This is a genomic window from Stutzerimonas tarimensis (genome assembly GCF_042648805.1).
GTDB classification, from domain to species: Bacteria; Pseudomonadota; Gammaproteobacteria; order Pseudomonadales; family Pseudomonadaceae; genus Azomonas; species Azomonas tarimensis.
In genome coordinates this window covers 257096-271243 of record NZ_JBHRXZ010000022.1, presented here as the reverse complement: position 1 = coordinate 271243, position 14148 = coordinate 257096, and the positions used below count along the sequence as shown (strand labels likewise).

Below are 14148 nucleotides of genomic sequence, written 5' to 3'. Positions count from 1 at the left end.
ATCATGACCACAGCGACCACGACCGCCCTGGTGCACACGCTGCGCTACGAGGCGGAAGGCATCATCAGTGTCGAGTTGCGGCCCTGGGGCGACAATGTGTTCGCACCCTTCGAGGCTGGCTCGCACATCGATCTGCACCTGGCCAACGGGCTGGTGCGCAGCTATTCACTGCTCAACTCGCCGGACGAACGCAACCGCTATGTGGTCGGCATTCTCCGCGACCGCAAGAGCCGGGGCGGCTCCGAATACGTGCACAGCCAGCTGCGGGTCGGCATGCAACTTTCCATCTCGCAGCCGCGCAACAACTTCCACCTGGAAGCCGGCGCCGGCCACAGCGTGCTGGTGGCCGGTGGCATCGGCATCACGCCGATCTACTGCATGTACCGTCAGTTGCTGGCGCTCGGGCGCTCGGCCGAACTGATCTATTGCGCCCGTTCGCGCCGCGAGGCCGCTCTGCTGGAGGAAATTGCCGGGTTGCCGGGCAAGGTGGTCCTGCACTTCGACGACGAGAAGCGCACGCCGCCGGATCTTGCCGCTTACCTCGCCGGGCGTCCCTCCGACACGCACTTCTACTGTTGCGGTCCGACACCGATGCTCGATGCGTTCGAGGGCGCCTGTGAGCGACTCGGCTACCCCCATGCCCACATCGAGCGCTTCGCTGCCGCCGAGCTGCCGCCAGCTGTCGATGCCCAGGGCAGCTACAGCGTGGAGCTCAAGCGCTCCGGGAAAACCCTGCAGATGGAGCCGGGACAGAACCTGCTCGATGCGTTGCTGGAGGCCGGCTGCGACATCGACAACAGTTGCCGGGAAGGCGTCTGCGGTGCCTGCGAGACGCGGGTGCTGGAGGGACAGCCGGATCACCGCGATGGCGTATTGAGCAAGGCGGAGCGGGAAGCCGGCAAGTCGATGATGGTCTGCGTATCAGGTTGCCGGAGCGCACGTCTGGTGCTCGATGTATGAAAAAGGGCCGTCGCAGATGGCGAGCGGCTGTTCCGCAGTTTTAAGAAGTTGATGATTTACTTATTTCACATGGAAAACAAAACCCCGCATTCGCGGGGTTTTTTGTTACCGCTCCGCGTATTTAAGTTGCTTCATTGCACATAAATAAGACATTCGTTACTTATCTGCACTTCATGTGTGCAGCCTGGTGTCGTCCATTATAAGTCTGTTCCAGGGGTGGCACCAAACGCTGTGTTTCGCACTTAACACATTGAAAAATATATAAATTATGATATCTATCGGGACAGCAATCCACTGGCATGCTTCATGCAGAAAACAGCATGCCATATATGAAACAGCATCGGGAATGCTAACTGGCCAAGACACGGCTCGACTCGAAAAGCGTCTGAAACTAACCGGCGCTCCGTAGCGAAGAGTTCCTGAATCCGCTGCGAATCCCGTTTTATGCTCTTTCCCTATAATTAAGGGGAGCGGGTTTCTGTTGGCTGAAAACTTGTCACGGACTACAAATAGAGGCTGTTGCACATGAAAAGAACCCTGCTCGCAATCGCGCTGGCCAATATCCCGGCCCTGGCCCTGGCCCAGGCCTCGGGCACCCCGGAGCCCGCTTCGCTAGCCCAGCCGGAAGCCACCCAGGCGGCAACGCCGCCGCCCGGGCCACGCAAGCCGTTTCCGCATATCACCCTGAAGAGCGACGACGGGGCTACCAGCCTGGATCTCGGCGGCGCCCTGCGGATGAACTACCGCGACGAGGACTGGGAAACCACCGAGAACAACGGTCGTTTTCTGTTCGATACCTTCCGTGTCGATGTTCGGGCCAGGCACAAGGATTTCTTTGCCGACGTGAACTACTGGTTCCAGGACGAAGGCAAGCATGCCGTCGACCGGGGCTTTGTCGGCTATGACGTCAGCCCCAACGCCAGTATCCAGCTCGGCGCCCCGTTCAAGCCGTTCGGCCTGGAGCCCTATCCGCAGTTCGGCTGGAGCTTCCACATCCCGTTCTTTCTGGGCTATGGCGTCAATGCCGGCGCGGGTATCAAATACAACTACAAGGATGCCGACTGGGACCTGCAGGCCGGTTACTTCCCGCGCATGCTGCCGAGCAGTATCCGCTATGCGCCCGAGGTGGGCCGCTACAGCGACCTGAAGGAAAACGCCATTGCGTTCGTTCATGGCGCCCAGGACAACGAGAAGCGTGACCAGGTGAACCTGCGCCTGGCCCGCACCTTTACCAGTGGCGACTGGAAGTCGGAAATCGGCGGCTCGCTGGCCGGATCGCGCCTCTACAACGCCACCACCCGCGACGATGGCAGCTACTGGGCCGCCGGCCTGCACGGCGTGTTCAACAAGGGGCCCTGGACCCTGACCACACAGGGCATCCGCTATGAGTTCGATGCGAAGAATCCCGATGGAGTGGCCGACAACCAGATTCTCATGGGTGGCAACGGCCTGACCCCGGCGTTCATGATCGCTGCCGAAGGCACCATCGCTTCGCTGAACGTTGGCTACGACATCGCCACTCCCGGCATGGGCATGCTGAAGAAGATCAAGCTGTACAACGACTACAGCCGCCTGTTCAAGGACGAAAGCGGCTGGGCCGACTCGCAGATGTATACCGCCGGGGTGCAGTTCATCGCGCTGCCAATCATCGGCTGGCTGGACTTCACCTGGGGCAAGAATGCCAACCCCTTCGGGGGTGCTGAAAACGGAACGGGTTGGACCTCTGCCAGCTCCGTAGGCAGCGACGACTGGTATTTTCGAACCAACTTGAATCTGGGCTACTACTTCTAAAGTGGCGCTAGCGCCAGCCGTCCTCAGGCGGCTGGTGCTTGCTGCCTCGCATACTCAGTCACGTGAAAGCATTGATGATGATCTTCGCAGCGCTCTCGCGAGGCCAGCAGCAATTTACAATGGCCGATGGCCAGATTGCTGAGCACAGACCTTAGCCCAGCGGACCGGATTACCATGGCGTCTTGTCTTGCACCCGGGCGGATACCCATGAAGATCGACGAAGAACTCACTTTCAAGAAGCTGGAAATCTTCCTGGCCTTCATGCGCAGCGGCAATCTATCGCGTGCCGCCGAGGAACTCGGCACCAGCACGGTCAGTGTCCATCGCGCCCTGCATTCGCTGGAGAACGCCCTGCGCTGCCCGCTGTTTCGCCGCGACGGGCGCAAGCTGTCACCACTGGAAAGTGCCCATGTGCTGGAGGATCGCGCCCAGAAGCTGGTCGGCGACATGCTCGAAACCGTGCGAGTGACCCGAGAAGCAGCGGGGTTCTCGGCCGAGCGCTTTCGCCTGGGCGCGCTCTACTCGCTGACGGTAAAGACCGTGCCGCAGCTGATCATGGGTCTCAAGCTCAGGCGCAGCGCGCTCAATATCGACCTGGTGATGGGTTCGAACATCGACCTGCTGTACCGGCTGAAGAATCTGGAGCTGGACGCCATTCTGGTGTCGCTGAACGAAAGCGTGAACGACCCCGACTGCGAGTCCCTGCCGCTGTTTCGCGACGACATCTTCCTCGCCGTGCCGGCCGACTCGCCCTACGCCAATCAGAGCGAAGTGGACCTGGCCGACCTGCGCGATTCGACTTTTCTCACCCTCAGCCAGGGTTTCGCCACCCACCAGGACGGCGCCCGGGTGTTCCAGCAGGCCGGCTTCGAGCCCAAGGTGGCGATGCAGGTGAGCGACATCTTCACCCTGTTGAGCATGGTCAGTTCCGGTGTCGGCTACGCCCTGCTGCCCGGACGGATCGCCGCGGTCTACGAGAACCGTGTGCGGCTGATTCCGCTGCAGGAACGCTATCGCCTTCAGCAACAGATCGGCGTGGTCTTCCTGCGCGCCAAGGAGCGCGACCCCAACCTGCTGGCGCTGTTGGCCGAGTGCCGGTTGTACGCCGGCCGCGCGGAAAATGAACGAACCCCGGCGGCCGAGGGCCGAACAGGCTAAAGCCAGAGACCGCTCCCATGACCTTTTCGATCATCGCCCGCTGCCCCCGCACCGGCCAGTTCGGCGTGGCCGCCGCGACCGCCATGCCCGCGGTCGGCAAACTGCTGACCCATGCCGCCGCCGGGATCGGCGCCGTGGCGACCCAGGCGCGCATCAACCCCTATCTGGGCATCGACGGGCTGGCCTTTCTCCGCGAAGGCGCCCCGGCCGCCGAGGTGATCAGACGGCTGCAGGCGACCGATCCGTGCATGTCGCAGCGCCAGGTCGCGGTGATCGATGCCGAGGGCCGGTGCGAATGCTGGACCGGCGACAATTGCCTGCCCTGGAGCGGTTCGCTGCAGGGCGAAGCGTTCTCGGTGCAGGGCAACCGCCTGGGCGGACCCAAGGTGCTCGACGCGGTGGCCGAAGCCTTTCGCCGCCATGCCGAGCAGCCACTGGTGGAGCGCCTGATGGAAGCCATCGCCGCTGGCGATGCCATGGGCGGTGATCGTCACGGCGAGTCTTCGGCAACCATCTACGTGGTGGACCGCGAGGAATATCCGCTGTGGGACATTCGCGTCGACCACCACCACGACCCGGTGGCCGAACTGCGCCGGCTGCATGACGTGTTCGAGCGCGAGGTGCTGCCGGAAATCCGGATGATGTCGACCCGCGACAACCCCGCCGGGTCTGCCGAAGAGGATCCGATCTGACCCGCGCGGGCACAACAGCTGACAAATCGGCTGAACCCTCGGGGCCGCCGGAGCCTCGAACCTAGAGGCACGTCAACAGAGGTACGCTCCATGCAAGTTCAGGTGAACAGCAGCAACCAGATCGAGGGAGGCGTGGAACTCCAGGAATGGATCGGCTCGACCGTGGTAGACAGGGTGGATCGCTTCGAGGATCTGCTGACCCGGATCGAGGTGCATGTCAGCGACGAGAACGCCGACAAGGCCGGTGCTGACGACAAGCGCTGCCAGATCGAGTTTCGCCCCAAGGGACACCCCGCCATGTCGGTCAGCCACAAGGCCGAGTCACTCGACTTGGCGGTATCCGGCGCAGCGGACAAGATGCGCAATGCGCTGGAAAACCTCACCGGCAAGCTCGATGCGAAGGTAATGTCCACCGGCCAGCTGGAGGCGCCACTGGATGGCGTGGCCTCGACGGAGCGGGCCGACGCCCTGCTGGAAGAGGAATTTCTCACCCGCCAGGCCGCGCTGGACGAGAAGAAGTAGGCTACTACTGCCGCAGCCTGGACAGCGTCTGCTGGTCAGGCTTGCCGGCAAAGAAGCTGTCCAGCACCTCCCGGAATATCGGCTGATCAGGCGCAGCGACGGCAAACAGCGTCATGCAGGAACGCAGCTTGATGTCGTCCGGCGAACCGAACAGCTGCTGCGCCGAACGTCCGCTCCACTGCAGCACCGTGCGGGTCGCCTCCTCCAGCCTGGGGCCCAGGATCGGGTGCGCGAGATAGGCCCTGGCTTCATCCAGTCCGGCGATTGCGTAGCGATGCGCCATCTCGCTGTGGCCCAGTCCGGCCAACTGCGGAAACACGAACCACATCCAGTGGCTGCGCTTGCCGCCATCATTCAACTCGGCCAGCGCATTGCGGTAGGTATCGCGCTGGGCTTGGACGAAGCGCTGCAGATCATCTCCCATGGCGAACCCCTTGCGAACAAAAGCGTCTTTCATGTGATCGCCGGATATCTCCGCGGTGCCACAGACCTGCCGCCAATTCGTCGGACCATCGGCGAACTGCCACCCGCCAGCAGTCCAGGAGACGATTTCGATGGCCATGAATCCACGTAGAGGCCTGCTCGACCTGGTCCTGCTACTGCTCGCCGTAGTTGTCTTTCTTCTCGGGCTCGGCATGCTGCTTGGCGGCGGCTACCTGCTCTATCTCGGCGGTTCAGCCTATTTCCTGGTGGCCGGCGTGGCGCTGCTGGCAGCGGCGGTGCTGCTCTACCGTGACCGCCTGGCGGGGGTCTGGCTGCTGGCAGCGGTGCTGCTGGGTACCTTGCTCTGGTCGCTTGCCGAGATTGCCGGCAAGGGCTGGATGCCGGTCTGGCCGGTGGACCTGTTGACGCGCCTGGGATTGCTCGCCGGGCTGACGGTGCTCGCCCTGTTGCTGACTCCGCACCTGGCGCGCCGCGCGGGGCGGTCGACACGCCTGGCCGCCGCGCCTGTGCTGGGCTTGGTGCTCGCCGCCGGCGGGGTGGGCGCGCTGCTCTGGCTGCTGACGCCTGCCTACGTCAGCCACAGCGGCCAGGACGTGGCAGCTGTGGCGCCCGCCGATACCCCGGATTCCACGGACTGGATCGCCTACGGCGGCAGCAATCTGGCCCAGCGTTTTTCCGAGGCCGACCAGATCACCCCGGCCAACGTCGCCGGACTCGAGCAGGCCTGGGAGTTTCGCACCGGCGACCTGCCCACCAGCGACAGCATGCCCTACGCCTTCCAGAACACCCCCCTGAAGATCGGCGATACCCTCTATGTCTGCTCCCCGAGCAATCAGGTGTTTGCCCTCGACCCGGGCACGGGCGAGCAGAAGTGGCACTTCGATCCGGAGATCCTCGAGGAGTCCAAGGAGCACGTCTTCTCCACCACCTGCCGCTCGCTGGCCTGGTTCGAGGCGCCCGAACCGCGGGAGCAATGCCAGCGCCGGCTGCTGCTGGGCACCCTGGACGGCCGGCTGATCGCGCTGGACGCCGATGACGGCTCGCCCTGCAGCGACTTTGGCGACGACGGCACGGTCGACCTGACCGACCGCATGGACCCGCAGGCGCCGGGCTACCTTTCCAACACCTCCGGCCCGACGATGGTTCGCGGCGTGGTGGTGGTCGGCCATCAGGTAACCGACAACCAGCGCCGTGACGGTCCCTCCGGAGCGGTACGGGCCTACGACGCAGTCACCGGCGAGTGGCGCTGGACCTGGGACGCGGTGTGGCGTACGCCAGGCGAGCAACCGGCCGAGGGCGAAGTCTACCCGCGCGGCACGCCGAACGTCTGGACGGCCCTCTCCGCGGATGATGAGCTCGGGCTGGTCTTCCTGCCCACCGGCAGTCCGGCCAACGACCAGTACGGCGGCGACCGGCTGCCCGAGGAAGACGAGTTCACCGCCAGCCTGGTGGCAGTCGATGCCGCCAGCGGCGAGGTGCGCTGGCACTTCACCACGGTCAACCACGACCTCTGGGACTATGACCTTGGTGCGCAGCCTGCGCTGATCGACTTTCCCACCGCCGACGGCCCACGCCCCGCGGTGGTCCAGGCCACCAAGTTCGGCCAGGTGTTTGTCTTCGACCGCGCCACCGGCGAGCCGCTGCTGCCCATCGAGCAGCGTCCGGTGCCCCAGGGGGCCATCGAAGGCGACTGGACCGCGGCCACCCAGCCGTTTTCCCCGGCCATGCCGGACCTCGGCTCGCTGCCCGGCCAGGCCGTGGAAAGGCTCAGCGGCGCCCACACCTGGGGCCTGACCCCGCTGGACCACCTGTACTGCCGCATCCAGTTCGAGCGCCTGCGCTACGAGGGCATGTTCACCCCGCCCACCGACCAGGGCGACGGCTCGCTGCAGTTCCCCGGCATCCTCGGTGGGGTCAACTGGGGCAGCGCGGCCTTCGACAGCGAGCGCAACCTGATGATCGTCAACAACAACCGCATGCCGGTGCGGGTGAAGCTGTACCCGCGCGAGGAGGCCGAGGAAATGGACAACATCGCACCGATCGGCGCCGAGGAGGCCAGCTACATCGACCAGAACGCGCAGCCAATGCTTGGTTCCCCGGTGGCCGCTTTGCGCAGCGTCTGGCTGTCGCCACTGGACATGCCCTGCGCCGCGCCGCCATGGGGCTTTCTCAGCGCCACCGACCTCGGCAGTGGCGAACTGCTCTGGTCGCGGCCGATCGGCACCGGCTTCGACCAGGGCCCGCTGGGCATTCCGTCACGGATCAAGATGCCGATCGGTGCGCCCACCAGCGGCGGCCCGGTGGCCACCCGCAGCGGCCTGACCTTTATCGCTGCGACCATGGACGACTACATCCGCGGCTTCGACAACGCCACCGGCGAGATGCTCTGGGAGCGCCGGCTGCCGGCCGGGGGCCAGGCGACCCCGATGACCTATATGCACCAGGGCCGGCAGTATCTGGTGATCGCCGCCGGTGGCGCCTACCAGGCGGAAACCACCGGGGGCGACAGCGTGATTGCCTACGCCCTGCCGCAATAGCGCCGAGCGGCGCGACCCGGCCGGCCGTGCCGCTGCCGAGGTTCAGGACGGTGGTCGATCCACCGCACCGAACGCCCTGGATTGACTACGCTTGCAAGTGAGACCGCCAGCCCTGACCGGCATGCCGCTTTGCCCGACACACAGGTGACCATGTACGCATTCGCGCTCCGCCTCCTGATCTGCCTTGCCTGGCTGGCCGCGCTGACAGCGCCAGCGCTGGCGGCAGACCCTGTGCTGGTGATGCGGATCGAAGGCGCCATCGGCCCGGCAAGCACCGACTACATCAATCGGGGTCTGGAACGGGCCGAAGCCGAGGGCGCTCAGTTGGTGATCCTGCAACTCGACACTCCCGGCGGGCTGGACAGCGCCACCCGCGACATCAACAAGGCGATTCTCGCCAGCCCGGTGCCGCTCGCCTGCCATGTCGCGCCCAGCGGCGCCCGCGCCGCCAGCGCCGGCACCTACATCCTCTATGCCTGCCATCTGGCGGCGATGGCGCCGAGCACGACCCTTGGCGCGGCGACCCCGGTCAACCTCGGCGGCGGCGGTGGAATGCCCGCTGGCGAGGCGGAGGAGGAAGCCGATGGCGGGGCCATGGAGCGCAAAGTGGTCAACGACTCGGCCGCCTACATCCGCGGGCTGGCCGAGCTGCGTGGACGCAACGCCGAGTGGGCCGAGCAGGCAGTGCGCGAGGCGGTCAGCCTGTCAGCGCCGGAAGCGCTGGAGCTGAAGGTGATCGACTACCTGGCCGCCGACAGCGCGGACCTCCTGGCCCAGCTGGATGGCCGCACGCTGAGCACGATCCACGGCGAGCGCAGGCTGCAGACCGCCGGGGCCGAACAGATCGCCTACGACCCGGACTGGCGCACCCGCCTGCTGCAGGTGATCGCCAACCCCAGCGTGGCGCTGATCCTGATGATGATCGGCATCTATGGGCTGATCTTCGAGTTCTCGTCGCCCGGCACCGGTGGCGGCGGAGTGATCGGCGGCATCTGTCTGCTGCTGGCGCTGTACTCGCTGCAGATGCTGCCGGTCAGCTACGCCGGCGTGGCGCTGATCCTGCTCGGCATCGCCTTCATGGTGATGGAGGCCTTCATCCCCAGCTTCGGCATTCTCGGCGTCGGCGGCGCCGTGGCGTTCATCACCGGCGCGGTGATTCTCATGGACACCGACGCGCCCGGCTTCGGCATCCCACTGGCCTTGATCATCACCCTCGCCGCGACCAGCGCGCTGGCCATCGGCGCGACCTTGCAGATGGCCTTAAAGGCCCGCCAGCGGCAGGCGCTGGGTGGCGATAACGAGCTGGTGGGGCAGTGCGCGCCGGTGGTGTCGATCAATGCCCGCGATCCGCAAAGCGGCTGGGCGCTGCTGCGTGGGGAGAACTGGCAGATCCACAGCGATGTCCCCCTGCACCTTGGCCAGAAGGTCCGCGTGCTAGCCCGTCACGGGCTGCGCCTCGATGTTACCGCGGCTGATCTCCAGCCGCCCGAAGGAGAGCAACGATGATCGGTTTCGAAATCAGCTTTGTGTTCATTATCGCGGTCTTGATCGCGCTTCTGGTGTCGACCATCCGCATCCTGCGCGAATATGAGCGCGGCGTGGTGTTTCAGCTCGGCCGCTTCTGGAAGGTCAAGGGGCCGGGGCTGATCCTGCTGATCCCCGGCCTTCAGCAGATGGTCAAGGTGGAGCTGCGCACCCTGGTTCTCGACGTGCCGAGCCAGGACGTGATCTCCCGCGACAACGTGTCGGTAAAGGTCAACGCGGTGGTCTACTACCGCGTAGTGGACCCGCAAAGGGCCATCATTCAAGTCGAGGACTACCATTCGGCCACCAGCCAGCTGGCCCAGACCACACTGCGGGCGGTGCTCGGCAAGCACGACCTGGACGACATGCTGGCCGAGCGCGAACAGCTCAACGAGGACATTCAGCAGGTGCTGGATGCGCAGACCGACGCCTGGGGCATCAAGGTGGCCAACGTGGAGATCAAGCACGTCGACCTCGACGAATCCATGGTCCGGGCCATCGCCCGCCAAGCTGAAGCCGAGCGGGAGCGGCGGGCCAAGGTGATCCACGCCGAAGGCGAGCTGCAGGCCTCGGAAAAGCTCATGCAGGCGGCCGAAATGCTCGGTCGCCAGTCCGGCGCCATGCAGCTGCGCTACATGCAGACGCTGGCTGGCATCGCCGGCGAGAAGAACTCCACCATCGTCTTTCCGTTGCCGATCGAACTGCTGCAGGCGCTCAAGCCAAAGGACAAGGTGTGAGCGCAACTCCCTGCCCTGGCTCCGGTCACTACCTCTGGCAGCCTGGACCTGAACGCAGAGGAAATGTCCGATGACCGATATAGCACCCACCGTGGTCGTGACCGGCGGTACCGCCGGCGTCGGCCGTGCCAGCGCGCTGGCCTTTGCCCGTCAAGGCTACCGGGTCGCGGTGATCGCCCGCGGCCAGCAAGGCCTGGACGACACCTGCGCGGAGCTCGAGGCGATCGGGGTCAAGGCGCTCGGCATCGCCGCCGACGTCGCCGATGCCGACGCTGTGGAGCAGGCCGCCGAGCGCATCGAGGACGAGCTGGGGCCGATCGCCGTCTGGGTTAATTCAGCCATGGCCACGGTATTCGGCCCGACCGGCACCCTCACCGCCGAAGAATACAAGCGGGTCACCGAGGTCACCTACCTGGGCTCGGTGAACGGCACCCAATCCGCGCTGCGCCGCATGAAGCCGCGCGACAGCGGCACCATCGTGCAGGTGGGCTCGGCCTTGTCGTACCGGGCCATCCCCCTGCAGTCGGCCTATTGCGCGGCCAAGTTCGCCATCCGCGGCTTTACCGACTCGTTGCGCTGCGAGCTGATCCACGACAACTCCCGCGTGCGCCTGACCATGGTCCAGCTACCGGCGCACAACACCCCCCAGTTCGACTGGTCGCGCAACAAGATGGGCCGTCGGGCGCAACCGGTACCGCCGATTCACACCCCGGAGGTGGCCGCCCGTGCCATCGTCCGCGCCGCCCGGGAAGCGCCACGTGAGCTGTGGCTGGGCAAGGCATCCTTCCAGGCGATCCTCGGCAACATGCTGATGCCCGGTCTGCTCGACCGAATGATGGCCGAGCAGGCCTGGGACGGGCAGATGACCGACGAACCCGTGGCGGATGGACGACCGGACAACCTGCACGAGCCGGTGGAAGAGCTGCATGCCACATCCGGCCGCTTCGCTGCCCAGGCGCAGGAGTCGGCTTTGGGGCTGAGCAGCGAAACCGTGGGCAAATTGGCGGTGGGCGGGCTGGCCATTGCCGCGGTGGCGGCGGTGTCGCTGGTCGCCGGGGTGACCGCCGGGCTGAACCGGCGGTTGCGCTAGGCTCGCCGTTCAAAGGCTGCAAGGCTGCAAGGCTGCAATCGCGATGCTGGTCGATGAAACGCCTGTCGAGGTGATCTTTCCAGAGGTACCTCTGGTCCGCAAGTCGCGCAGGCAGGGTCGCTTCGCCTGCCTCGGGCGCGGGCTGGCGGTGGACCCACGCCGCTGGCAACGCGACGGCTGGTGGCGCCGCTCGCTGCGCAACCGACTGCTCGCCCTGGGCTTCGCGCTGGGGCTGTCGCCGTGGCGACTGGCTCGGCGCTATGGCGCTGGCGGCGCGCCTGAGCGAAAAGCCTAGCGGCTGTGGGTCAGGCCCTGGACCTTGGCGGTCAGGTCACCCATGTCGAACGGCTTGGTGATCAATTCCATGCCGGGACCGAGAAAACCACCGGACCCGACCGCGTCGTCGGCGTAACCGGTGATGAACAGCACCTTGAGCGCCGGCATCAGTTCGCGTGCCAGGTCGGCGAGTCTATGTCCATCGAACCCCGGCAAGCCGATGTCGCTGACCAATAGATCAAGCGGGCTGTCGCTTCGCAGGATTTCAAGTCCGGAGGGGCCGTCGGTGGCGGTCAGCGTGCGGTAACCGAGATCCTGCAATACTTCGGCGACCAGTTCGCGGATTACCGCATCGTCTTCGACAATCAGCACTGTCTTCCTTCCGTCGTGCCGCGCGGCTTCGATACGGGAGGTTGCCTGCTCTTCAGGCTCGCCGATGAAGCGCGGCAGGTAGAGGGTGACCCGGGTGCCATGGCCGGGTTCCGAGGCAAGTCGCAGATGACCCTGGCTCTGCTTGGCAAAGCCGTAGACCATGGGCAGGCCGAGCCCGGTGCCCTGCCCCGGCGCCTTGGTGGTGAAGAAGGGCTCGAGCACGCGCTCGAGAATTTCCCGGGACATGCCGATGCCGCTGTCCGAGACGCTGAGCCAGACGTAGTCACCGGGGTCGATGTCGGCCTTGCCCAGAGCGCCCGCCGCTACATTACCAGCCTCCAGGCGCAGCGTACCGCCACCGGGCATGGCGTCGCGGGCATTGATCACTAGGTTGAGCAGCGTGTTCTCCAACCCGTTCGGATCGCAGCGGGTGATCCACAGATCGGCTGCGGCGGCGATCTCCAGCCGATGCGCCGGGCCGAGGGTACGGCGCAGCAGATCGGCCATGTCCTCGAGCAACCGGGCCACGTCCACCGGATGCGGGTCCAGCGGCTGGCGGCGCGCGAAGGCGAGCAGCCGGTGAATCAGCGCGGCGGCCCGCTGGCCCGAGCCGATGGCCATCTTGCAGTAGCGCTCGGCCTGCTCCGTCCGGCCCTGGGCGATGCGCAACTGCAGCAGCTCCAGGGAGCCCAGGATGCCTCCCAGCAGGTTGTTGAAGTCGTGGGCGATGCCGCCGGTGAGCTGCCCCACCGCTTCCATTTTCTGCGCCTGGCGCAGCTGATCCTCCGCCTGGCGCAGCGCCAGGGCCTGCTCCTTCTCGGCAGTGACATCACGGCCATAGCCGTAGACGCAGTCGCCTTCGGTACTGGTGCTCCAAGAGATCCAGCGCAGGCTGCCGTCCTTGTGCCGGTAGCGCTTTTCCAGGTTGGTCAGTTGCAGGCTCGTCACTGCCCTGGCATGGGCGGCATGGGTCAGCTCCAGATCCTCGGGAACGATGAATTCATCGAAGCGATGCCCCACGACTTCCTCGGGCGCATAGCCCAGAATCGTCTGCCAGGCGGGGTTGGCGGCGCGGTAGATACCGTCCAGGCCGACCACGATGAGCAGGTCCCGGGAGTTGCGCCAGACCCGGTCATATTCGGCGGTACGAGCGGCAAAGCGTTGTTCCAGGCCGTCGGCAAGTTCACGAAGTTGCTCCTCCGCAAGCTTGAGCTCTTCGATATCGGTGTTGGCACCTACCCAGCGGATGACCTCGCCTCGCTCGCCGAGCAGTGGTACTCCACGCCCCAGATGGCAGCGGTAGACGCCATCGGCGCGGCGCAGGCGGGCCCGGCTCTGGTAAGGCTCGCGCCGCTCCAGGGCCTCATGCCAGTCACGCACCACGGCAGGCAGATCGTCCGGGTGCACCAGGTCGGCCCAGCCCTCGTCCAGAAGGCGTTCGCGCTCCAGGCCCGCATAGTCGCAGAAGCGGTCGTTGCACCAGCCCAGCAGCCCGTCTGCCGAGCAGGTCCAGACCAGCGCCGGAATCGCCTGCGCCAGCGCCTGGAACTGCCGCTCGCCGGCATCGATCATTGCCAGAGCGGACCGGACAGGCTCGAGCCGGGAACAGAAGAAACCCAGCACCCGCCCCTGCTCGTCGGGCACCGGATGGTAGGTCAGGTCGCAGGAGGTGGAAGACCGTGGGGAGTCGGCTGGTAGACCAACACGCGGTCTGAACCCGCTGCCCGCCTCGTCGTGGTCTAGCAGCGCCTGCTCGGCCTGGGACCAGACCTGTCCCAGCGGTGTGCCCAGCGCAGCCGGGTGCAGCGGGCCGAGCAGGCGCGCCTGGGCATCGTTGTAGAGCAGGATGCGCGACGCGCCCCAGACGATGTGCATGGCCTGCGACGAACCCAGCATCACTGACACCAGGGTTCCCAGCTGGGCCGGCCAGGCGGTTGCCGGCCCCAACGGGCTCTTGGTCCAGTCGCGGGCGCGCAACTGCTCGCCCGTCTCGCCCCCGCCTCTGAGAAACACTGGAGAACTGTCTTGCATGGTCACGCGGCTCC

General features: G+C 65.7%; 12 protein-coding genes. 10 read left to right on the top strand and 2 right to left on the bottom strand.

The window, feature by feature from the left end; genetic code table 11:
* The first annotated feature begins 3 nt into the window (after positions 1–3).
* The 5 genes from ACFOMF_RS10415 to ACFOMF_RS10395 all read left to right on the top strand — a co-directional run bounded on the left by ACFOMF_RS10415 (position 4) and on the right by ACFOMF_RS10395 (position 5123).
* Positions 4–960, top strand: coding sequence for a PDR/VanB family oxidoreductase (locus tag ACFOMF_RS10415; protein ID WP_386364501.1), 957 nt, complete (start codon positions 4–6; stop codon positions 958–960).
* 525 nt (positions 961–1485) lie between these two features.
* A complete protein-coding gene (locus ACFOMF_RS10410) occupies positions 1486–2751 on the top strand; it encodes a hypothetical protein (protein WP_386364499.1) in 1266 nt (421 codons plus the stop codon).
* A gap of 207 nt (positions 2752–2958) precedes the next feature.
* Complete coding sequence (locus ACFOMF_RS10405; RefSeq protein WP_386364497.1) at positions 2959–3909, top strand: LysR family transcriptional regulator; 951 nt, start codon at positions 2959–2961, stop codon at positions 3907–3909.
* A gap of 17 nt (positions 3910–3926) precedes the next feature.
* Positions 3927–4601, top strand: coding sequence for a DUF1028 domain-containing protein (locus ACFOMF_RS10400; protein WP_386364495.1), 675 nt, complete (start codon positions 3927–3929; stop codon positions 4599–4601).
* Between the two features lie 90 nt (positions 4602–4691).
* Positions 4692–5123, top strand: a complete 432-nt coding sequence (locus tag ACFOMF_RS10395) for an HPF/RaiA family ribosome-associated protein (RefSeq protein WP_386364493.1) — start codon at positions 4692–4694, stop codon at positions 5121–5123.
* A gap of 4 nt (positions 5124–5127) precedes the next feature.
* Here ACFOMF_RS10395 and ACFOMF_RS10390 read toward each other — a convergent pair whose 3' ends face one another.
* Positions 5128–5580, bottom strand: coding sequence for a DUF1810 domain-containing protein (locus ACFOMF_RS10390; protein ID WP_386364491.1), 453 nt, complete (start codon positions 5578–5580; stop codon positions 5128–5130).
* A 103-nt stretch (positions 5581–5683) separates the two neighbouring features.
* Here ACFOMF_RS10390 and ACFOMF_RS10385 point away from each other — a divergent pair, with 103 nt between their 5' ends.
* The 5 genes from ACFOMF_RS10385 (at position 5684) to ACFOMF_RS10365 (ending at position 11750) form a co-directional block, all read left to right on the top strand.
* Positions 5684–8104, top strand: coding sequence for a membrane-bound PQQ-dependent dehydrogenase, glucose/quinate/shikimate family (locus ACFOMF_RS10385; protein WP_386364489.1), 2421 nt, complete (start codon positions 5684–5686; stop codon positions 8102–8104).
* Between the two features lie 150 nt (positions 8105–8254).
* A complete protein-coding gene (locus tag ACFOMF_RS10380) occupies positions 8255–9610 on the top strand; it encodes an NfeD family protein (RefSeq protein ID WP_386364487.1) in 1356 nt (451 codons plus the stop codon).
* The gene (locus ACFOMF_RS10375; RefSeq protein WP_386365801.1) at positions 9610–10365 is read left to right on the top strand and encodes a slipin family protein; all 756 of its coding nucleotides are present in this window, start codon (positions 9610–9612) and stop codon (positions 10363–10365) included. Before ACFOMF_RS10380 ends, ACFOMF_RS10375 begins: the two co-directional genes overlap by 1 nt.
* A 70-nt stretch (positions 10366–10435) precedes the next feature.
* Complete coding sequence (locus ACFOMF_RS10370) at positions 10436–11455, top strand: SDR family oxidoreductase (protein ID WP_386364485.1); 1020 nt, start codon at positions 10436–10438, stop codon at positions 11453–11455.
* 43 nt (positions 11456–11498) lie between these two features.
* Positions 11499–11750, top strand: coding sequence for a hypothetical protein (locus tag ACFOMF_RS10365; protein ID WP_386364483.1), 252 nt, complete (start codon positions 11499–11501; stop codon positions 11748–11750).
* Here the strand turns inward: ACFOMF_RS10365 and ACFOMF_RS10360 are convergent.
* On the bottom strand, positions 11747–14134 hold the full coding sequence (locus tag ACFOMF_RS10360) for a hybrid sensor histidine kinase/response regulator (RefSeq protein WP_386364481.1): 2388 nt from the start codon (positions 14132–14134) through the stop codon (positions 11747–11749). The two genes, ACFOMF_RS10365 and ACFOMF_RS10360, sit on opposite strands and share 4 nt — an antisense overlap.
* Between the last annotated feature and the right edge of the window lie 14 nt (positions 14135–14148).

What these genes read in the sequence shown, in the direction of transcription:
- ACFOMF_RS10415 (WP_386364501.1), top strand. Translation starts at nt 4, where the DNA reads ATGACCACAGCGACCACGACCGCCCTGGTGCACACGCTGCGCTACGAG.
- ACFOMF_RS10410 (WP_386364499.1), top strand. Translation starts at nt 1,486, where the DNA reads ATGAAAAGAACCCTGCTCGCAATCGCGCTGGCCAATATCCCGGCCCTG.
- ACFOMF_RS10405 (WP_386364497.1), top strand. Translation starts at nt 2,959, where the DNA reads ATGAAGATCGACGAAGAACTCACTTTCAAGAAGCTGGAAATCTTCCTG.
- ACFOMF_RS10400 (WP_386364495.1), top strand. Translation starts at nt 3,927, where the DNA reads ATGACCTTTTCGATCATCGCCCGCTGCCCCCGCACCGGCCAGTTCGGC.
- ACFOMF_RS10395 (WP_386364493.1), top strand. Translation starts at nt 4,692, where the DNA reads ATGCAAGTTCAGGTGAACAGCAGCAACCAGATCGAGGGAGGCGTGGAA.
- ACFOMF_RS10390 (WP_386364491.1), bottom strand. Translation starts at nt 5,580, where the DNA reads ATGAAAGACGCTTTTGTTCGCAAGGGGTTCGCCATGGGAGATGATCTG.
- ACFOMF_RS10385 (WP_386364489.1), top strand. Translation starts at nt 5,684, where the DNA reads ATGAATCCACGTAGAGGCCTGCTCGACCTGGTCCTGCTACTGCTCGCC.
- ACFOMF_RS10380 (WP_386364487.1), top strand. Translation starts at nt 8,255, where the DNA reads ATGTACGCATTCGCGCTCCGCCTCCTGATCTGCCTTGCCTGGCTGGCC.
- ACFOMF_RS10370 (WP_386364485.1), top strand. Translation starts at nt 10,436, where the DNA reads ATGACCGATATAGCACCCACCGTGGTCGTGACCGGCGGTACCGCCGGC.
- ACFOMF_RS10365 (WP_386364483.1), top strand. Translation starts at nt 11,499, where the DNA reads ATGCTGGTCGATGAAACGCCTGTCGAGGTGATCTTTCCAGAGGTACCT.
- ACFOMF_RS10360 (WP_386364481.1), bottom strand. Translation starts at nt 14,134, where the DNA reads ATGCAAGACAGTTCTCCAGTGTTTCTCAGAGGCGGGGGCGAGACGGGC.